14 protein-coding genes are annotated in these 20,917 nt (G+C 49.2%); 10 read left to right on the top strand and 4 right to left on the bottom strand.

Annotated features, from left to right (window positions below; translation table 11 throughout):
* Window positions 1–35: 35 nt before the first annotated feature.
* Complete coding sequence (gene acsA / locus WH45_RS11005; protein WP_046214372.1) at window positions 36–1,760, bottom strand: acetate--CoA ligase; 1,725 nt, start codon at window positions 1,758–1,760, stop codon at window positions 36–38.
* Window positions 1,761–1,975: 215 nt separating this feature from the next.
* Between acsA and WH45_RS11000 the strand changes: the two genes are divergently transcribed.
* From WH45_RS11000 to WH45_RS10970, 7 genes are all read left to right on the top strand, one after another.
* Window positions 1,976–2,608 (top strand): GNAT family N-acetyltransferase, encoded by a 633-nt coding sequence (locus tag WH45_RS11000; RefSeq protein WP_046214371.1) that lies wholly within the window; start codon window positions 1,976–1,978, stop codon window positions 2,606–2,608.
* A 35-nt stretch (window positions 2,609–2,643) separates the two neighbouring features.
* Window positions 2,644–3,822, top strand: coding sequence for an acetoin utilization protein AcuC (locus WH45_RS10995; RefSeq protein ID WP_200897676.1), 1,179 nt, complete (start codon window positions 2,644–2,646; stop codon window positions 3,820–3,822).
* A gap of 286 nt (window positions 3,823–4,108) precedes the next feature.
* Window positions 4,109–4,666: an imm11 family protein gene (locus tag WH45_RS10990; RefSeq protein ID WP_046214369.1), complete on the top strand. Its 558-nt coding sequence runs from the start codon at window positions 4,109–4,111 to the stop codon at window positions 4,664–4,666.
* A 173-nt stretch (window positions 4,667–4,839) separates the two neighbouring features.
* Window positions 4,840–5,967, top strand: a complete 1,128-nt coding sequence (locus WH45_RS10985) for a glucose-1-phosphate adenylyltransferase (protein WP_046214368.1) — start codon at window positions 4,840–4,842, stop codon at window positions 5,965–5,967.
* Between the two features lie 20 nt (window positions 5,968–5,987).
* Window positions 5,988–7,091 (top strand): glucose-1-phosphate adenylyltransferase subunit GlgD, encoded by a 1,104-nt coding sequence (gene glgD, locus WH45_RS10980; protein WP_046214367.1) that lies wholly within the window; start codon window positions 5,988–5,990, stop codon window positions 7,089–7,091.
* 37 nt (window positions 7,092–7,128) lie between these two features.
* A complete protein-coding gene (locus WH45_RS10975; RefSeq protein ID WP_046214366.1) occupies window positions 7,129–9,573 on the top strand; it encodes a glycogen/starch/alpha-glucan phosphorylase in 2,445 nt (814 codons plus the stop codon).
* Between the two features lie 119 nt (window positions 9,574–9,692).
* Window positions 9,693–10,601, top strand: coding sequence for an NmrA family NAD(P)-binding protein (locus WH45_RS10970; protein WP_046214365.1), 909 nt, complete (start codon window positions 9,693–9,695; stop codon window positions 10,599–10,601).
* Between the two features lie 203 nt (window positions 10,602–10,804).
* On the opposite strand, the gene WH45_RS10965 is transcribed toward WH45_RS10970, so the two are convergent.
* On the bottom strand, window positions 10,805–12,091 hold the full coding sequence (locus WH45_RS10965) for a helix-turn-helix domain-containing protein (RefSeq protein WP_046214364.1): 1,287 nt from the start codon (window positions 12,089–12,091) through the stop codon (window positions 10,805–10,807).
* A 340-nt stretch (window positions 12,092–12,431) separates the two neighbouring features.
* Between WH45_RS10965 and WH45_RS10960 the strand changes: the two genes are divergently transcribed.
* The 3 genes from WH45_RS10960 (at window position 12,432) to WH45_RS10950 (ending at window position 17,931) form a co-directional block, all read left to right on the top strand.
* Window positions 12,432–14,690, top strand: coding sequence for a glycoside hydrolase family 3 N-terminal domain-containing protein (locus WH45_RS10960; RefSeq protein WP_052723729.1), 2,259 nt, complete (start codon window positions 12,432–12,434; stop codon window positions 14,688–14,690).
* Between the two features lie 244 nt (window positions 14,691–14,934).
* Window positions 14,935–15,783 (top strand): BglG family transcription antiterminator LicT, encoded by an 849-nt coding sequence (licT, locus tag WH45_RS10955; protein ID WP_046214363.1) that lies wholly within the window; start codon window positions 14,935–14,937, stop codon window positions 15,781–15,783.
* Between the two features lie 222 nt (window positions 15,784–16,005).
* The gene (locus WH45_RS10950) at window positions 16,006–17,931 is read left to right on the top strand and encodes a beta-glucoside-specific PTS transporter subunit IIABC (RefSeq protein ID WP_046214362.1); all 1,926 of its coding nucleotides are present in this window, start codon (window positions 16,006–16,008) and stop codon (window positions 17,929–17,931) included.
* A gap of 438 nt (window positions 17,932–18,369) precedes the next feature.
* Here WH45_RS10950 and WH45_RS10945 read toward each other — a convergent pair whose 3' ends face one another.
* Window positions 18,370–19,632: an MFS transporter gene (locus tag WH45_RS10945; RefSeq protein WP_046214361.1), complete on the bottom strand. Its 1,263-nt coding sequence runs from the start codon at window positions 19,630–19,632 to the stop codon at window positions 18,370–18,372.
* Window positions 19,633–19,727: 95 nt separating this feature from the next.
* Entirely contained in the window at window positions 19,728–20,702 is a 975-nt protein-coding gene (locus WH45_RS10940) for a glycoside hydrolase family 43 protein (protein ID WP_046214360.1), read from the bottom strand.
* Window positions 20,703–20,917: the final 215 nt, after the last annotated feature.

Below are 20,917 nucleotides of genomic sequence, written 5' to 3'. Positions count from 1 at the left end.
CCTGCCTATTACAAAAATATAGCGTGGGAAGAAACTCAGTCTTCCATCGTGGACAGATCACCTGTCGGCAGTTCCAGCTCCCAGGCTTTGAGTACCCGGCGCATAATCTTACCGCTGCGAGTCTTGGGCAGCTTATCCTTGAACTCAATCTCGCGCGGAGCCGCATGGGCAGACAAGCCTTCTTTGACGAATCGCGTAATCTCCTGCTTGAGCTCGTCGGAAGCGGTATACCCTTCACGCAGGGAGATAAAGGCTTTGATCACTTCGCCGCGTACCGGGTCAGGCTTGCCGATTACACCGGCTTCCGCGACAGCCGGGTGCTCGACCAGCTTGCTTTCCACTTCAAAAGGACCTACCCGTTCACCGGAAGTATTGATCACATCATCGATCCGTCCCTGGAACCAAAAATATCCGTCTTCATCCATATAAGCGGAATCACCGGAAATATACCAGCCCGGAATACGCACATATTCTTCGTATTTGGCCGGATTGTTCCAGATTTTGCGCATCATGGATGGCCATGGTGTCTTGATCGCCAGGTTGCCCATACGCAGCGGAGGCAGCTCATTGCCCTGGTCATCGACGATAGCGGCTTCAATGCCCGGCAGAGGACGTCCCATAGAGCCTGGACGGATATCCATTCTCGGATAGTTGCAGATCAGCTGGGCGCCTGTCTCTGTCATCCACCATGTATCGTGAATCCGCTGCTTGTACACCCGGTAACCCCAGCGGATAACCTCGGGATTCAGCGGCTCGCCGACACTGAGCACATGACGCAGGGAGGAGAGGTCATATTGTTCGACCGCTTCATCGCCTGCACCCATTAGCATCCGAAAAGCGGTAGGCGCACTGTACCATACTGTGACTTTATAACGCTGAATCGTCTCATACCAATCCTGCGGACTGAAGCGGCCGCCGCGGATTACATTGGTTGCACCATTCAGCCATGGGGCGAAGATACCGTAGGAAGTACCGGTCACCCAGCCGGGATCGGCAGTACACCAGTAAATGTCATCCGGCTGCAGATCCAGCACGACCCGGCCGGTGTATTCATGCTGCAGCATCGCCTGATGCACATGATAGACCCCTTTGGGTTTGCCGGTCGAACCGGAAGTGTAATGCAGGATCAGTCCATCCTCCGGATCGACCCATTCGATTTCCGTCTCATCCGAAGCCGCATCCATTGCACTGGAGAAATGAATCTGGCCTTCCTGCAGTTCGGATTCCTCTCCATAGATAATAATATGCTTCAGATCAGGCAGCTCGGCAGCGGGAACACGACCGACCAGTTTCGGTGTCGTAACGATCGCTACCGCGCCGCTGTCCAGCAGACGGTCACGCACTGCCGTTTCCATAAAAGCTTCGAACAACGGCCCGGCAATCGCGCCGATCTTGAGAATGCCGAGCAGGGTAAAGTACAGTTCCGGCGTCCGCGGCATGAAAATGAATACACGGTCGCCTTTGCCAATCCCCAGTTCACGCAGCATATTGGCCGCTTTGTTGGAATATTGGCGCAGCTGCTCAAATGTGTACGATTCATCGCGCTGCGGATCGCTGTAATGAAGCGCAATTTTGTCTTTTAGTCCAGAGGCGGCATGACGGTCGATGGCTTCATGAGCCAGATTGACTTTACCACTTTCATACCAGCTGAATCTTTTCTCTACATCCGCCCAATCGAACTGTCTGCGGGCTTCTTCGTAATCCATCATGTTGGCCTGGCTAGCTTCTACAGCAATGACTTCCATCGTATCTTTTCCCATTAGTACCCTCCAAGTGAATAAGATATAGAGTTTCATTTACCATATATAGCGCTTACAAAATAAGATACTACCTTTTCACAGAATGTTCAAATTTATCTTTCATTCTCAAGAAAAGGTATCATATTCCATAGCGACATATTTATACATGCATTTATTGGAAAATTATATATAATCTTAAGAAAGCGTTATCAATACGACCAGGAAAGGAGCCCGGTATGAACCATCTGAAAATCAGACAAAAGGAAGTACTTCATACGGAGAACGGTCCGCTGGTATTGGAAGGTCCTGTGCCGCCGGAGCAGATTCAGCCCTGCCGGATGCATACCGAGCTGGATGCCTTCCGGCGGCCGGCAGAACAGAAGGAAGCGCTGATCGAGATCGCCGGTCTGCCGGAAGGGCGCATTATTATGGCTACCGATGAAGATCAAATTGTCGGTTATGTCACTTTTCATTATCCCGATGAGTACGAGCGCTGGTCCGAAGGCAATATGGAGGATCTGGTAGAGCTGGGAGCGGTCGAGATCGCCAATGAATATCGCGGCCTCGGACTTGCCAAAAAGCTGATCCAGCTCGCCTTTCGGGATCAGCAGCTCGATAATATGATCGTATTTACTACCGAGTACTACTGGCACTGGGATCTGGAAAATACCGGGCTCAGCGTATGGGACTATCGCAAGATGATGGAGAAGCTGATGAAGAATGTAGATATGGTCTGGTTTGCCACTGATGATCCGGAGATTTGTTCGCATCCGGCCAACTGCCTGATGGTCCGGGTGGGCAGACAAGTACCCCAGTCTTCGGTAGAGGCTTTTGACCGGATTCGTTTTCACCAGCGGTTTATGTATTAACCGGAGCAGATACAGAAGAGAGAGGAGTGAAGGTGATGAATGATGCTGTCTATGTACACCATCCCGATAGTCTGAAATATATATTTCATCAGGGACATCCGTTTGACCAGCGCAGGCTTGTATTAACCATGGAACTGCTGCAGCAGTCCGATGCGCTGCCGGCTGCCAGCATCCTGACGCCGGATCAGCCTCTCGATGAGGAATTGCTGCACCAGATTCATATTCCTGGCTATATCGAAGCAGTCAAGCAGCTGAGTGTTCCTGATCCCTCTGGCGAAGCTCTGCAAAATGCTGCGCAGTATGGATTGGATCACGGGGATAATCCATATTTCCCCGGGATGCATGAGAGCGCTGCAGCGATCGCTGCCGGTTCGGTCAAGGCGGCTGATCTGGTCATGAGCGGAGCCAGCCGCCATGCCCTGCATATGGCGGGGGGATTGCATCATGCTATGCCCCAGAAAAGTGCCGGTTTCTGTGTCTACAATGACGCGGCACTGGCGATTACCCATTTGCGCCAACGGTATGATGCCAGGGTGCTGTATATCGATACCGATGTGCATCATGGAGATGGCGTGGAGATCTGCTTTTATACTGATCCGCATGTATTCACTTATTCGATTCATGAGACAGGCAAGTATCTGTTTCCAGGCACCGGTCTGGTAGAGGAGCGAGGGGCAGGAGAAGGGTTTGGATTTACATTGAACGTACCGGTGGAGCCGTATACGGAAGATACTTCCTGGCTGGAGTGCTTTGAGAATACACTGACACAGGTGATGGAGCGGGCAAGACCCGACATTATCATCAGCCAGCATGGCTGTGATGCCCATGCCCTCGATCCACTGTCCCATATTCACTGCTCGATGGAGATCTACCGGCAGATGCCGCGCATGATTCATGAAGCAGCTCATACGTGGTGCGAAGGTCGCTGGGTCGCATTGGGTGGAGGCGGTTATGATATCTGGCGTGTCGTTCCCAGAGCATGGTCGCTCGTATGGCTGGAGATGAGCGGACATCCGCTGCTGGAGCAGATCAACAGAGACCCGCTGCTTTCCTTGCCGGCCTCCTGGCTGCAGCAGTGGCAGGGAGAGAGTCCTGTAGAACTGCCAACGACCTGGCTGGATAATGTGCAGCGCTGGGAACCCATCCCCCGGAGGGAGGAGATTACCCGTCAGAATCGTTATATCAGTGAGCTGGCTGCCTCCTATTTAAAATAAAAATCCCTGTTTTTATCTGGAAAATACACATTATATTATCCATCATAAGAAAATCCTTTTGTAAAAAAGTGGCGATAGAGGTTTTTTCGGGTATATAAGCAGTGCCGGGAAGACAGGCAGCTACAAATAAGGAAAAGTAATGAAGAAATGTGCAAATACGCTGCAAAATTGAAGGTTAATGCTGCCTCGATGTAGAAATATACCATAGCATCATTATTATTAGGGCTAATGAATCATTTCTTTGTATCCATGATTTACCTGCCGATCTCGAAAGGAAGAGATGTCTATGTGTTATATCCTGCTACCGGCAGAGATTTACCCGGACCGTTACTGGTTCAAGTACAGTTTCCATGATTCACCGGATCATTTGAATTTTAAGAAGGGTACTCCGCAGAAGGATTGGGCCAAGTCGCCCAAATTCCATCTTCAGGGCGAAGTTGAGCTTGGTCGGCTGCTCCATTTTGACTGGTTCATGACCGATGGGCCGGATCTTGTAGGTCCGCGTCTCGCTTCATTGATCCGTAAATATGCCCCCGGGGATGTACAGCTGATCGATGCGGAAGTGACCGTCAATGGCGAACCGCTCAAAGGTTTCCAGGTCCCTAATATCACGACTGTGATCAACTGTCTGGATATGGAGCAATCGGCGTATGTGCCGCTGCTTCCTGGAGTGCATGGCAGTCCGCCTCATTTTATTTCGGTAGCCTTCCGGCCTGATGCACTCAAAGGACACGGGCTGGTCCGTTCCAATGAAGATATCAGTCTGATCGTGGCGTCTGCCGAATTTGTGGAAGCGTGCCGTGCAGAGAACATTACAGGTATTCGCTTTCAGGATAACCTCTGATCTCCAGGCTCTGCTATCATCCGATGGACTGCAGCTCTGATCCGATGCGTCACCAGGAAGTCTCCCCTTTTTAAACGGTAATGATCTGGCTCAAGTGCAATTCAGTATTAGTCTCTCAGCGTTATCGTATTTCAGGTAAAGAATATGACAACTCACACCAAGGAGGCTTTCCCATGAAAAAAGAAGTAGTCGCTATGCTGCTTGCCGGCGGACAGGGCAAGAGACTGAAAGATTTGACCAAATCACTGGCAAAGCCAGCCGTCTATTTTGGCGGAACGTATCGGATTATTGACTTCCCGCTCAGCAACTGCGCGAATTCCTGCATCGACACTGTAGGAGTACTGACACAGTATGAGCCGACACTACTCCATGCGTACATAGGAGTCGGCAACGACTGGGATATGGACCGCAAAAACGGCGGTGTATTCGTACTGCCGCCGCATGAACGTCAGGAAGGCAGCAGCTGGTATCAGGGTACGGCAGATGCCATCTACCGCAACCTCAAGTTCGTGGAGAGTTTTGAGCCCGAACATGTGCTGATCCTGTCGGGTGACCATATCTACAAAATGGATTATCAAAAAATGATTGATTATCATAAAGAAAAAAATGCGGATTGCACCATCTCCGTCGTGAATGTAACGCTGGAAGAAGCGAGCCGTTTCGGTATGCTGAATACCCACGATGACCTCAAAATCTATGAGTTCGACGAAAAGCCAAAACACCCGAAAAGCACGCTGGCCTCCATGGGTGTCTATTTGTTTAAATGGGATGTGCTCAAATCCTATCTGATCAAGGATGAGCAGGACCCTGCCTCCTCTTATGACTTTGGTAAAGATCTGATTCCATTACTGCTTGGTGACAACAAAACATTATACGCATATCCATTCGAAGGATACTGGCGCGATGTAGGTACAATCGAGAGCCTGTGGGAAGCGAATATGGACATGCTGTCCGAAGAGCCCGAGCTGGATCTAAATGATCCCAACTGGCGTATCTTTACACGCAGTCCGAATCAGCCGGCCGCCTATATTGCTCCTACGGCAAAAGTACAGGACAGTATTGTCAACGAAGGCTGCATGGTACACGGTGAAGTAAATCACTCGGTTCTGTTCTTCAATGTGGAAGTCGGAGAAGGCAGTGTGATCACGGATTCCGTTATTATGCCAGGCGTCAAAATCGGCAAAAACGTACGCATTCACAAAGCAATCGTCAATGAAGGCATGGTGCTGGAAGACGGGGCACAGATTGGCGTAGAACGTACGGATGAGAAGGAAATCATGCTTGTAACCAATGAATCATAACATAAGGGACGGTGACTGGAATGAGAGGATTTGTAGGCGTTATTAATCTCGATCATGAACTGGATCAATTGAAGGAATTAACCTATTTCCGCTGCGGCGCGGCTGTTCCGTTTGCCGGTCGTTACCGTTTGATAGATTTTGCGTTATCCAACATGATGTATGCGGGTACACAGGATATATCGCTGTTCGTTCGCCGCAAATACCGTTCCCTGATGGATCATCTGGGCGAAGGCAGACCGTGGGATCTGGACCGCAAACGCGGCGGATTGTTCATCCTGCCTCCGGATTGGCATGATCCGACCGATACGTCGACAGGAGATCTGCAGCATATTCATAACAACATGGATTTCTTCGATCGCAGCATAGGTGATGTGATTATCCATACAGGTACCCAGCATGTGAACAAGATTGACTACAAGGATGTCTATGCCTATCATCTGGAAAAAGGCGCAGACGTGACTGTTATTTATAAAAAGGTCGATGAACTGATGCCCGAACATGGTGCTTGCCGCCGGATCGAAGTGGACGAAAGCGGCTTTGTAACGGATATTCATCAGGAACTGGATCATCATAATATTTATCTGGAAGCCTTTATCATGAGCAAGGATCTGTATCTGGAGCAGGTCAACTACTGCATTGCCCACGGTAAAAGTTATTTCTTCCGTGATGCGATCCAGAACAATCCCAATGGGCTGAAGATTGCCGGTTACGAGTATACAGGCTACAATGCCGTTATTAACTCGGTCGAAAGCTATTACAAAAACAGTATGGCTCTGCTTTGCCCGGATAATTATCAACAGCTGTTCCGCGAAAATCCAGTCCAGACCAAGATCAAATACGAGGCGCCTGCCAAATATCTCGAGTCTGCACAGGTGCATAATTCCCTGGTAGCCAATGGCTGTGTAATTGGCGGCGAAGTGGAGAACAGCATTCTGTTCCGCGGCGTCAAGGTCGAGAAGGGTGCCAAAGTGGTCAACTCGATCATTCTGCAAAAGTGTACCATTGAATCCGGAGCCGTTCTGGAAAATGTCATCCTTGATAAGGATGTGCAGATTACCCATGATCGCACGCTGATCGGTGATGTCAAACACCCTTATGTAACAGCCAAAAGTACTTCTCTGTAAATGCTGATGCCAATCTGACTGCAGGAGGAATACACTTTTGTTTAAAAACAAAGAAGAATTCAAACAAATTTTTCAAAATAACGTGGTCTCCAAGCTGGGCAAGCCGCTGAATGAAGTATCCAATGAAGACGTTTATACGATTCTAAGCCGGATGCTGCGCGAGTTTGCCGGTAAAGAGTGGGCAGCAACCAACCGAGAGCTGCGTCAGGATCAGGAGAAGCAGGTGTATTACCTGTCGCTCGAATTCCTGATTGGCCGCCTGCTGGGTAACAATTTGCTCAATATGGGTCTGCTGAAGATCGTCAAGGAAGGCCTGGATGATCTGGGCATTTCACTGGGTGATATCGAAGAGGAAGAAGCGGATGCAGGTCTCGGCAACGGCGGTCTCGGCCGTCTGGCTGCCTGCTTCCTCGATTCTCTGGCTTCGCTCGGTTATGCTGGTCATGGCTGCGGCATACGCTACCAGTACGGATTGTTTGAGCAGAAAATTGTCGATGGCAATCAGGTGGAACTGCCGGACGACTGGCTGCAAAAAGGTTTTGAGTGGGAAGTTCGTCGGGCCGACCGCAAGGTCGAGGTGCGCTTTGGCGGTCATGTTGAGACACGTGAAGAAGATGGCGAACTGTATTTTACCACCCGTGATTATGAAGCGGTCTGGGCAGTACCTTATGATGTGCCGGTAATTGGCTACAAAGGCAGCAATCCGGACTATCATATCAACACATTGCGCCTGTGGAGTGCGGAGCCGGTCCGCGAGATGGCCAATCGCAACATGGGCAATGGCGGTGGCAATTACTACAACTATCTGAACTACAACCGCTCGGTGGAATCTATCTCCGAGTTCCTGTATCCGGATGACAGTCATTATGAAGGTCGTCTGCTGCGTCTGAAGCAGCAGTACTTCCTCTGTTCTGCAGGTCTGCAGAGCATTCTGCGCACGTATGACAAGCTCAATCTGAGCTATGATCATCTGCCGGATCAGATTGCCATTCATATCAATGATACGCATCCGACACTGGTCATTCCGGAACTGATGCGCATCCTGATGGATGAGAAGGGCTATGGCTGGGAGACGGCCTGGGATATCACCTGCCGCACCGTCTCCTATACAAACCATACCATTCTGAGCGAGGCCCTGGAGAGATGGCCGGCACAGATGATTCGTGAACTGATGCCGCGTGTGTATATGATCATCGAAGAGATCAATACCCGCTTCTGCAAAATGCTGATGGATAAATATCCGAACGATCCGGACCGTGTGGCGCATATGGCGATCATTTATGATGATCAGGTCAAAATGGCTCATCTGGCTATTGCTGGCAGTCACAGCGTTAACGGTGTGGCTGCACTGCATACGGATATTCTCAAAGAACGGGAAATGCGTAATTTCTATGAGCTGTATCCACAGCGTTTTAACAACAAGACTAACGGCATTACACATCGCCGCTGGCTCATGCATGCCAATCCCGAGCTGTGCGATCTGATCAGCGATTCGATCGGCAGCCGCTGGATCACGCATCCACAGGAACTGGTCGGCATTCTGAAATACAGCGAAGATGCCGGATTCCAGGAAAAGGCAGCTGCGATCAAGCAGCATAACAAACAGCATCTTGCTTCGTATATCGAGCAAAAGTACGGAACAGTGGTCAACACCGATTCGATCTTCGATGTTCAGGTCAAGCGTCTGCACGCCTACAAGCGGCAGTTCCTGAATATTCTGCATGTCATGTATCTGTACAATCAGCTCAAATCGATGCCGTCCCATGATATGGTACCGCGTACGTTTATCTTCGGTGCCAAGGCCGCGCCGGGTTACTATCTGGCGAAGAGCACGATCAAGCTGATCAATACAGTCGCGAATGTCGTCAATAATGATCCGGATGTGAAGGACAAGCTGAATGTCTTTTTCCTGGAAAATTATTCGGTATCCCTGGCAGAAAAGATTATTCCGGCCGCCGATGTGAGTGAGCAGATCTCTACAGCGAGCAAGGAAGCTTCCGGTACCGGGAATATGAAGCTGATGATGAACGGCGCACTGACGATCGGTACGATGGATGGCGCGAATGTGGAGATGCACGAGATGCTGGGAGACGCCAATATGTTCATCTTCGGTCTGAACGCAGATCAGGTGATGAACTATTATCAGCATGGCGGCTACAACGCGCGTGATATCTACAACAGTGATCCACGGATCAAGGAAGTGGTCGATCAGCTGGTGACGCCAGGTGCATTCGCCCAGAATTCCTATGAATTCGATTCCCTGTATCGTTCGCTGCTGGATGGCAATGACGAATACTTTATGCTCAAGGACTTTGATTCGTATGCCGAGTCCCATGTGCAGATCGAAGCCGCCTACCGTAATCAAAAAGACTGGCTCAAAAAATCGATCCATAACATTGCTCATTCTGGTAAATTCTCCAGCGATCGTACAATCGGACAGTATGCTTCCGAGATCTGGAAGATTCATCCGGTAAACAAGTAAAATGAAAATAACCCTCTCACACTGCTGGGGAACAGCAGGGGAGAGGGTTATTTTATGCAAAGGCACAATTACACATTGGCATAATCATCAATCCATAATCCAGTAAAGGTGGCTATCGCTTGAATACTACCCGTACAACCATATTACTCGCCGGAGCGACAGGAGATATCGGTGAACGAATCGCCAGAGCGCTTGTTCAGCAAGGTGCGCATGTGCGTGCCATTGTCCGTCCGCATACATCTGCGGACAAGCTGGAGCATCTGCACCAGCTGGGTATCGATACGCTTCCTGTAGATTATAAGGATGCAGCCGCCATGCAGGCAGCTTGTGCAGATGTCTCCTGCGTCGTCTCGGCGCTGAATGGGCTGCGTGATGTGATGATGGATAATCAGACCCTGCTGCTGAATGCAGCTGTGCAGGCAGGAGTGCCGCGCTTTATTCCATCCGACTATTCGATGGATTACCGGAATCTGCCGGAAGGCTCCAACCGCAATCTGAATCTGCGCCGGGAGTTTATGAAGCGGCTCGATCAGGCGCCCATCGCGGCGACGTCCATTTTGAACGGAGCGTTTGGCGAACTGCTGACCGGGATGGCACCGATTGTGCTATTCCGTTACAAACGCATTCTGTACTGGGAAAATGCGGATCAGCTGCTGGATTTTACGATCAAGGATAATGTAGCGGCTTATACGGCAAGGGCAGCCTTGGACCCTCATACACCGCGGTTCCTGTATATTGCTGGCGATCAAGTCACTGCCCGCCAGCTGGCAGATATCATGACGGAGCTGACCAGCCAGCATTACCGCCTGTTCCGGGCAGGCGGGCATAAGCGTCTGGAGAGGCTGACTGCCATCGCACGCCGGTTCGATGGCAAGCAGGAAGATCCTTTTCCGGCCTGGCAGGGCATGCAGTATATGAACGGCATGTTCACCGGCGCAGGCAAGCTGCCGCAGCTCGACAATGACCGTTATCCTGATATGCAGTGGACTTCAGCCCGGCAGGTACTATCGGAACATATCAGCAGCTAGTCTACTCTACACATCATGAATGAGCCAGATACATCAGGAACAAACAATATCCATTGCAAACGATTAGCCCGAACACGAATCAGATAGGTTGCAAATGAGCAGTTCGAGCATGGATCAGATAGGGTGTAAATGAACAGTTCGAACACGCAGCAGCTATATGGCAGTGCTGGAACAGACAATGCAAGGACAATATTGCTCTCTAACTAGCCGACCGATGGATGAACAGCGAGTACTCCCCGCTCACCACCGGTCGGATTTTTGCGATACTGCTTGGGTGTGATACCGACGTATTTTTTGAATATTTTCGTAAAATAGCTCTGATCATGGAACTGCAGCATCGCGGCAATCTCTGCGAGAGAGTGGGCGGAGAGACCGATCAGCCGCTTAGCTTCTTCGATCCGGGCCTGCTGGATATACATTACCGGCGATACCCCGGTCTCACGCTTGAATACCTGTGACAGATAATCGACATTGAGCTGTGCTGCCGAGGCGAGTTGATGCAGGTGAATCGGCTCGTACAGATGATTGAAAATATAATTCCGGCAAATATTAATCCCTTCCGAATAGCGCTGCCGCTGTCCCTCCAGCACACGATCCACAAAGTCGGTGTGGCATTTTTGCAGGGCGATTTTTACTTCGGCAGGAGTCTGGCATTCTTCAATCGCCTGAATATGCAGATCGCTCAGTGTATATGCAATCTCCGCATTGACTCCGCCATCCATCGCAGCCCGGGTAGCGAGTGTGATGGAGCAGATCGCCAGGTTTTTCTCGCTGCGCAGCAGGCTTTTTTTGGACAATACGCCCAGTTTCTCGGTAGGAAATCCCAGTTCCCACTTGACCAGGTCTTCCTTGCGTCCTTCACGGATGTACTGCAGGAAGACTTTTTCCATTTCAGGGTTCTGATGATAGGTGGACTGGGTATGCTGCTCATTACCGTCATAGGGAGACGGCGGCTCATCCGGCACAGCCGGCAGCTCATTCATGGCAATATCGATATACAGTGTATGCTGAATGACCTCGGCGATATCCAGCTGCACCTGATACAGCATATAGTGGATCATCACCGCTGCATTATAGATCCGTTCCTTGGAGATCAGCGGCACCCGGCGGTAAAATTCCAGCACATTATCCTGCTGGCGAAAGGTAAGATGATAATCCCGGATAATGCCTTTGACCAGCTCCTCCGGCACAATTGCATGGAAAAAAGGTCCCGCAACCAGTGTCCCCTGCTGTATCCCATCCTGATGAAGCGGAATCATGAGATACTGTTCCAGAAAATTGGTCGCCTTGACCACGGGATAATCATCCGGGAGCTGAGCGGTCAGCAACGCAAGTCCCTGCAGCTTATCGTTATAAAGCGGGTTAAACGGCTGGATCGGGTATTCGTCGATTACTTTACTGTTTGTATCCAAAATATACATAGGCATATGGTACTCCACATACAGCATTTTCATCACAAAACGCAGCATGCTTAGAAATTCAGAATTCATTAGGTATTCCTCCATATGATGGCAGATTAATCCGCCGTAACAATTCAGTGCAACAAATCAATGATAATGAACAGGGGAAGTAGTCACAACGATTATTTCTGGCTATTTTACCAAAAACATAAGAATAATACCATAAATACACTGCAAATAAGCCTACATTATAGAGGAGCTTATTTCTATCTTCAGACCGGCTTTGTAATAACTTGAAGGGCATGGAATGTGCAGTGACATTCGATTGTCACTCCTCGCTGATTCGAGTGGATATTCCATTGCCACAGCAATAACACGGTCACACCCGGTCTGATCCAACTTATCATGACACAGGAGATGGGATACGATTATGAAAACGGAACAATCCAACATACATGCAGAATTGTCTGCACTGGTCGCTCCATACCGCAAGCAGGACGTTGCTCCACGCAGTGACGAGAATATCCGCGAATCTGCCGAGCAGCTGCTCGGCGAGATGACGCTATCCGAGAAAATCGGCCAAATGAGCCAGTGTGCCGATTCTGAATTTGCTTTTGGCGGAGAAATCGAAGCCGATCCGACCGAGCTGCTCGTACGCGAAGGACGTGTAGGTTCCATCCTCGGTGCCTTTAACAGTCGCCGTACATTTGATCTGCAAAAGCTGGCGGTTGAGCAGTCCAGACTGCGTATTCCGCTCATGTTCAATGCCGATGTGATCCATGGTTATCAGACCATTTTCCCAATCCCGCTCGCCTGGGCCTGCAGCTGGGATCTGGAAGAGATCAAGCGTGCCTGTATGATCGCAGCCAAAGAAGCGACAGCGTCGGGAATTACGTATAATCATGCACCAATGGTCGATATCAGCCGCGATGCCCGCTGGGGTCGTGTTATGGAAGGTGCAGGTGAAGATCCGTATCTCGGTTCACTGATTGCACGTGCCCAGGTTGAGGGCTTCCAGGGAGACACGTTGTTCAGCGAGGAAACACTGATCGCCTGTCTGAAGCACTTTATCGGTTATGGCGCTTCCGAAGCAGGTCGTGATTATAATACGGTAGATATCTCGGAATGGACGCTGCGCAATGTGTACCTGCCACCATTCAAGGCCGGTCTGGAAGCAGGCTCCGCCTCGGTAATGAACGCATTTAACTTTTACAATGGTATTCCGATTGCCGGTAACAAGTTCATCCTGCATGATCTGCTGCGCGAAGAGCTCGGATTCGATGGCATACTGATCTCCGATTATGGTGCAGTGGATGAGATCTATATCCATGGCGCCGCGAGAGATCGCAAAGACGCTGCCCGCCAATCGCTGGAAGCTACGATGGATATCGAGATGGTCACCCAGCTGTACGAGAATTATCTGCCTCAGTTGATTGCAGAAGGCAAAGTGCAGGAAGCCCAGATCGATGCGGCTGTACGCCGGATTCTGATCTACAAATACAAAATCGGTATTATGGATGATCCGTTCCGTTATATCCGTCCGGAAAAGGAAGAAGAGTACCATTTTCATGCCGATCATCTGCAGGCGAGCCTGGAGCTTGCCCGCAAATCGATCGTTCTGCTCAAAAACGAAAACCAACTGCTGCCGCTGCACACGGAAACAGCTGCAGCCGGTACACAGAAGATCGCCGTTATCGGCCCGTTTGCCGACAGCAAAGATATGCTCGGTACATGGCAGTTCTCCCGCTACAAGGAGGAGACCGTTACCCTACTGGAAGGTCTCACTGCCAAAGGAATCCCTGAACAGCATCTGCTGTATGCAGAAGGCAGCGGTGTACTGGAGCCAATCGAAGGCGGCATTGAACAAGCTGTACGTACAGCCCAAGCCGCTGATGTTATTTTGCTGGCATTGGGTGAACATAGCGAAATGTCAGGTGAAGCAGCTTCCCGCATGGATATTTCTATCCCTGCTCCCCAGCAGCAGCTGGCCGAAGCAATCGTTGCACTGGGCAAGCCGGTTGTACTCATACTTACTAATGGCCGTCCGCTTGTGCTGGACTGGTATGAGCAGCATATGGATGCAATCGTGGAGACCTGGTTCCTCGGTTCTCAAGCTGGGCATGCGATTGCGGATGTACTGACCGGCGATTACAATCCAACCGGCAAACTGACGATGAGCTTCCCCAAGCATGTTGGCCAGTCGCCGATCTACTACAACCGCTTTAACACCGGTCGCCCGGTAACAGTAGAGAATCAGCAAGAGAAGTACATTTCCAAATATCTGGACGGTCCGAATGAGCCGCTGTATCCATTTGGCTACGGACTGAGCTATGCGCAGTTCAGCTATTCCGATCTGAAGCTGGATCGTCAGCAGATGAAGCGTGGGGAGAGCATCACTGTGACTGCCACCGTAACCAATACAGGCAGCGTGGCCGGCGAAGAGACGGTACAGATGTATATTCAGGATCTGTACGGAAGCACCGTTCGTCCGGTCAGAGAGTTAAAAGGGTACTGCAAAGTGCAGCTCGCTCCGCAGGAATCGGCGCAGGTCGAATTTGTGATCACCGAGCAGGATCTGGCCTACTGTAATGCAAAGCTGGAGTGGACGGCTGAAGAAGGCGAGTTCAATATATATGTAGGTACGCATTCCGGCAGCACGCTGGAACAGACTTTTGAACTAATCGGATAAGTTTTTTCGACATTATTGTGTAAATATGCGTGTTGAAGGGTAATAAATACCTATACAAATGGCTGGATTTCCGTGTGGAGAAAAGGCTTACAATTATGGTTGTCATTTTATGTCGCCTATGTTAGTATGTTTGTATAGAAACCAAAACACGGATTGTTACTGAGAAATCAGGCAAAACCGAAACTGACAAGCATGTCATTTTTGGTTTTGCCTTTTTAGTATTTTTATAAAAAAGGTGATGAGAATGAAAATATCGCAGGTTCTGAATAACAATGTCGTCACCGTTGTAGATCCTGGCAAACAGGAACTGGTCGTCATGGGCCGTGGGATCGGATTCAAAAAGCATCCGGATGACCTCGTCGATGAAGCGAAAATTGAAAAGGTATTCAAGCTGGAAAGCCAGGAAGTATCGGATAAGCTAATGACGCTATTATCGGATATTCCGATTGAATACATGGAATGCTCGGATGAGATTATCCAGTATGCGCAGACTGTACTTGGCAGCAAGCTGCATGACAGCATCTATATTTCGCTGACCGACCATATCCATTTTGCTATTGAACGGCACCGGCAGGGATTGGAAATCAAAAATGCATTACTATGGGAAATTAAAAAGCTGTACCGCAAGGAATACTACATCGGTACCAAGGCCTTGCAAATGATCGAAGACAAGCTGGGTGTATCGCTTCCCGAAGATGAAGGCGGATTTATCGCGCTTCACTTTGTTAATTCCCAGCTCAACGGGCAGATGAGCGAGACCGTAAGCATGACCAATATCGTCAAGGACGTACTTCGCATCGTGACCCGGCATTTTGTGATCGAGCTGGATGAGGAGTCGCTCAATTACTTCCGGTTCCTGACCCATCTCAAGTTTTTTGCCCAGCGAGTAGTGAGTGGAGCGGCGAGTGATCAGGGTGATAGCCCACTGCACGATATGGTCAAATCCCAGTATCCGCAGGCTTATGCCTGTGCGCTGAAGATTCAGGATTATACCCGCAAGATTCATCAGCGGGATCTGTCCAATGAAGAATTGCTGTACCTGACCATTCATATCGAGAGAGTCACCAAGAAGGAAAATGCGGATCAGACGTAAGTGATACGGAACGATTCCAAGAATATGAAAGTGCATAACCAGCCGTTACAATTGAATACCCGACAGGGATTGTTACTTTTGGTAGGCAAAACCTAAATGTCGTTGAATGATAGCGTTCACCAGCTCCAAGGCTGGCATGACCTCATTCATCCACATTTAGGTTTTTTTGTATTCAAATACAGACAATAAATAGTGTATATTCCATAAAGAGGAGTGTTCGACGTGGACAAGGCGCAAGTGGCAAAAGACGTACTCCAACTGGTCGGTGGGGAAGAGAATATCGATCAGGTGACACACTGTATGACTCGACTGCGATTCAACCTGCATGATGACAACAAAGCAAACAAAGCCCAACTGGAGAAAACACCGGGAGTTATGGGCGTTATGAAAAATGGCGGCCAGTTCCAGGTCATTATCGGCAATGATGTGGCCGCTGTCTATAAAGAGCTATCCGGTGCGATGTCCGGTGGCAAGCGTATGGAGACGAACAGTACGACCGGACCAAAAAAGAAACGCAATCCGATCAGTGCATTATTCGACTTTATCTCCGGGATGTTCACACCGATCCTGCCGGCCATTACAGGCGCAGGGATGATCAAAGGGATTGTGGCGATTCTGGTAGCTCTGGGCTGGATGTCCGATAAAAGCTCCACATATATTATTCTGTCTGCGATAGGCGATGGCGCCTTCTACTTCCTGCCGATTATTCTAGCGGTGAGCGCAGCACGCAAGCTGGGCAGTAACATATATATCGGTGCAGCGCTTGGTGCAGCGATTATGCACCCGACGATTACGGCATTGCTGGCACCGGGGGATACGGTATCCTTTGCCGGTCTTCCGGTTCTCGCAGCAACCTATTCCTCAACCGTTATTCCGATTGTTATCGCCATCTGGATTGCTTCCTATGTAGAAAAAGCGGTAGACTGGATTACCCACGCTTCCGTCAAATTGCTGATCGTACCTACCGTAACACTGCTAATTATGGTACCGCTCACATTGATCGCCGTCGGTCCGCTCGGTTCTCTGATCGGTAACGGATTATCCGGTGGAATTACATGGTTGTTTGATAATGTATCTGTACTGGCAAGTATCCTGATTGGCGGCACGATGTCACTGCTGATCATTACCGGCATGCATTATGCACTGACTCCTATCGTGATCGGTTCCATTACGACGCTCGGTTATGACTTTATTATTCCACTGATGTTTGCAGCCAATCTGGGACAGGCAGGAGCGGCACTGGGCGTAGGGATGCGCGCAAAAAATAGACAGCTCAAATCGCTTGCCTATTCGACAGGTGTAACGGCAGTGATGGGGATTACCGAACCGGCGATGTATGGAGTAAATATGAAATATAAGAAGCCATTTATTGCCGCATTAATCGGTGGTGCTGCAGGTGGTGCATTTATGGGCATTATGCATGTTAAGTCGTATGTTATTACCGGACTGGTAGGTCTGCCAAGTATCGCAGCCTTTATCAGCCCGCAAATCAGCACACTTGTCTATGCGCTGATCGGCGGAGTGATCGCTCTGGTAGCTGCAGCCATCGTAACCTACTTTATGGGTATCAAAGAAGATAGCGAACAAGCGGAAGAAACCAAAGCCGTAACAGAAGAGGTGGCAACCAATACGGCTGTAGACACCGGCGCAGTAGCTGCCACACTGATGAATTACGAATCAGAACCGCGCACAGTAACACCGGTACAGATCATGAGCCCGATCAATGGTGAAGTGAAGCCGCTGAGTGAAGTCCCCGATCCGGCATTTGCCCAGGAAATTATGGGACAGGGCGTAGCGATTGAGCCTTCGGAAGGCCGTATTGTCTCTCCTGTCAATGGAACAGTATTTTCGGTCTCCAAAAGCGGTCATGCGATCGGTCTGGTCAGCGAGGAAGGTACCGAGATGCTCATTCATATCGGCATCGATACAGTGAAGCTGAAAGGCAAGCATTTCACTCCACATGCCCAGGCAGGTCAGGAAGTCAAAGTTGGCGATCTGCTGATGGAATTTGACCTTCAGGCGGTTCGTGCAGACGGCTACGAGACGATCACACCGGTAATCGTAACGAATATTCAGAATTACAATCAGCTGGAACCTGCAGGTGAGCCGATGACCCAGGCAGGACAGCTGCTGTACAAATTGAACTGATCCGAATAAAGATTAAAAAGATCCCGTAAATTGAACTTATCCAAAAAAGAGACGGAAGACATGCAGTGATCTGCAATCTTCTGTCTCTTTTTTATGAATATCGATATGGACTGCAGGAGATGCCATTGCTTTTATCGATCTGTAAAATGCTGCGTGTCAAAGGTCTCTGCTTGCATTCAATTCTTGCTAAACATAATAAACGGGAATACGAATACAGGTATGACAATTTGCAAAGGAAAAGCCTGATCAGCGCGCCTGCCGTATCAAGTACAGCAGCCTTGCTGGTTAGGCCTTAAATTTGCAGTGTATGCAGGTAAACGCTTCACTTCAGAGGAATCATTCAAGCGGAGAGCCGGAAAAAACCAGGCCTTCCACCATGAATGGGGAAGGCCTGGTTTGATAGTTGAATCGCTTTCAAAGAACGCTTACAAATAGCGTTTACATTTTGGAAGAAGCGACCATGTTGGGTTGTACTGCACCGACCGGATTGCGCCGCTTCTTGTCATTGGAGAGACCGAAGATCGAGACGATGGTAATAACCAGTACAATGGCACTCAGGAAGTAATACGTATTCTGGAATCCAATATTGGTATACATGTTGCCCGCAATACTGGAGAAGATAACAATGGCTGCCTGTTTGGCAAAGTTAAAGGCAAGCAGATAAATCGTAGCGGACAGTCGTACATCAAATACACTGGTAATGTATTTAAAGATGGATACGAGCAGCAGCGGCATTTCCACAGCAGCGATCAGACGCAGCAGGGAGAGGGAAATGGTATCGGTTGCAACAGCGCTTCCAAAGATACGTACAAAAGTCAGAACGCCGAACAGAATCAGACCATTTTTGGCACCGATCTTGTTAATGATCCATGGCATAAAGATCATCAATACTGCTTCAATCGCCGTCTGCAGGGATACCAGCTCACTGAAGCGCTGTGTACCAATCGCTGTCGTCGGGAAGAACTGATTGTAATAGTTCGGGAACTGCTGGTCGAACACGTCATATACGCTGGCCGTACCGACAATCAGCAGAGACAGGAACCAGAAGTTGCGTAATTTGAAAATGGAGAATATCCGTTCCTTGGTAATCTCGCCACCATCATTTGCCGGATCGGCAGCGATCGCAGCAGATGTATCGACTTTGGCTGTACGCAGCAGAATACCCAGCACAGCAGCCGAAGCGGAAGCGAACCAGAAAATGCTGATCGGATTGGCAAGATACATAATACCACCAATCAGTGTAGCTACAGCACCTGCGATAGAACCGAACAGGCGCACACGTCCATACTCAATGGAGCTGGCGCGGCTGGCACGTTCGATATACGCTTCGACGACCCCTACGCCACCCTGAAATACGGCACTCAGGTAAATACCACCAATGATTGCGCCTACCCAGACGTTGAATTGCAGAATCGGGATAAATACCCAGGTGAAGAATGGACCCATCAACAGGGCTGCGCAGACTACAAACCAGAACAGATTTTTCCGGAAGCCGAGCTTATCGGAGATAACGCCAAAGAAAGGCTGGTAACAAAGGGCGATCAGTGAGATCGCCGAGAACACTAGACCGGTCTGACCTGCATCAAGACCAGCCTGCTCCTTAAGCCAGATCGGCAGAAAAGCCAGTACAATCGCCCAGATTAAGAAGTAGAAGAAGAACAGACCGCCAAAATTCCAGAAATTCCATTTAGGTAATTTCATAATGTAAACCTCCTATCCAATATCAAGCATTGTCTCTATTTGTGGACTGCATATTATGGTATGTCTATATTCCAGTATGGCCTCTGCCTATAAAATCAGGAATGAACGAATCCTTCGTCCGGTACCGGCTTGCCAAAGTTAGGTGTGCCATCTTCATTCCACTCGATAAGCTGAGCACGGGTATGACGGTTAGGATCATGCAGCGGATCGCCTACAATCTCAGTGTAGTTGCGCGCATGATAGATCAATACATCATGCTGATCATCCTCTGAGCGGGTGAAGCTGTTGTGACCTGGACCATATTGTCCGTTCTCCGGTGCGCTGCGGAATACAGGCTGCGTCGATTTGTGCCAGGAGTTGATATCCAGCAGATCGCTGTTCTCATCTGCGCTCAGCAGACCCATGCAATAGTTGATGTCGGTAGCGCTTGCAGAGTAAGTAATGAAGATTTTGCCGTTCTTTTTAAGTACAGCAGGGCCTTCGTTAACGAGGAAACCAACGATTTCCCATTCCAGCTCCGGCTTGGTGAGCATAACTTGCGGACCTTTCAGTGTCCATGGGTTCTCCATTTCGGAAATGTACAGGTTGGAGTTGCCTGGAATATCATAATCGCGTTGTGCCCATACATAGTACAGTCTGTCATTGTGCTGGAATGTAGTTGCATCCAGAGCAAAGGATTCCCATTCCGTGATGATCTGGCCTTTTTCTACCCATTCGCCTTCCAGCGGATTGGCAGCATCGGTCTCGATCACATACATACGGTGGTTGAACGTATCATTGACCGGATGATCAACGTCTGCAGCTGCAAAGTAGATGTACCATTTGCCATGAATATAATGAATCTCCGGTGCCCAGATCAGCTGGCTCATCGGGCCATGCTCATGCTTGTGCCATACGGTCACAGCTTCGGCATCTCCCAGACCCTGAATCGTGGTGGAGCGACGGATTTCCAGGCGATCGTACGTAGGTACGGATGCCGTAAAGTAATAGTATCCGTCCGTGTGTTTGTACACCCATGGATCAGCACGCTGCTCTACAATCGGATTTTTAAATGTTTGAGATGAATTCATTATTTTCCACTCCTTTTTCAAATTAAACCATTCTATAATATTCAGGTAACGCTTACATGAACACTATAAAATAATGTACGTACAAGTTACCTTAACAAAAATGTTAATAATAAATAAGTACATACATAACTTGATTAAATCCTAGCACTTTTCTTTCAAGAAAGCAATAATGAATCCATAATGTTGTAGGACAACCTTTATAAAAAGACATCGTT

It is taken from the genome of Paenibacillus wulumuqiensis (assembly GCF_000971965.1).
GTDB lineage: Bacteria > Bacillota > Bacilli > Paenibacillales > Paenibacillaceae > Saccharibacillus > Saccharibacillus wulumuqiensis.
Note: the sequence above shows the minus strand (reverse complement) of the source record. Positions and strands in the feature narration are given on the sequence as shown.

Excerpts from the sequence above, each read along its gene's own strand:
- acsA (WP_046214372.1), bottom strand. The coding sequence starts at position 1,760 with ATGGGAAAAGATACGATGGAAGTCATTGCTGTAGAAGCTAGCCAGGCC.
- WH45_RS11000 (WP_046214371.1), top strand. The coding sequence starts at position 1,976 with ATGAACCATCTGAAAATCAGACAAAAGGAAGTACTTCATACGGAGAAC.
- WH45_RS10995 (WP_200897676.1), top strand. The coding sequence starts at position 2,644 with ATGAATGATGCTGTCTATGTACACCATCCCGATAGTCTGAAATATATA.
- WH45_RS10990 (WP_046214369.1), top strand. The coding sequence starts at position 4,109 with ATGTGTTATATCCTGCTACCGGCAGAGATTTACCCGGACCGTTACTGG.
- WH45_RS10985 (WP_046214368.1), top strand. The coding sequence starts at position 4,840 with ATGAAAAAAGAAGTAGTCGCTATGCTGCTTGCCGGCGGACAGGGCAAG.
- glgD (WP_046214367.1), top strand. The coding sequence starts at position 5,988 with ATGAGAGGATTTGTAGGCGTTATTAATCTCGATCATGAACTGGATCAA.
- WH45_RS10965 (WP_046214364.1), bottom strand. The coding sequence starts at position 12,091 with ATGAATTCTGAATTTCTAAGCATGCTGCGTTTTGTGATGAAAATGCTG.
- WH45_RS10960 (WP_052723729.1), top strand. The coding sequence starts at position 12,432 with ATGAAAACGGAACAATCCAACATACATGCAGAATTGTCTGCACTGGTC.
- licT (WP_046214363.1), top strand. The coding sequence starts at position 14,935 with ATGAAAATATCGCAGGTTCTGAATAACAATGTCGTCACCGTTGTAGAT.
- WH45_RS10945 (WP_046214361.1), bottom strand. The coding sequence starts at position 19,632 with ATGAAATTACCTAAATGGAATTTCTGGAATTTTGGCGGTCTGTTCTTC.
- WH45_RS10940 (WP_046214360.1), bottom strand. The coding sequence starts at position 20,702 with ATGAATTCATCTCAAACATTTAAAAATCCGATTGTAGAGCAGCGTGCT.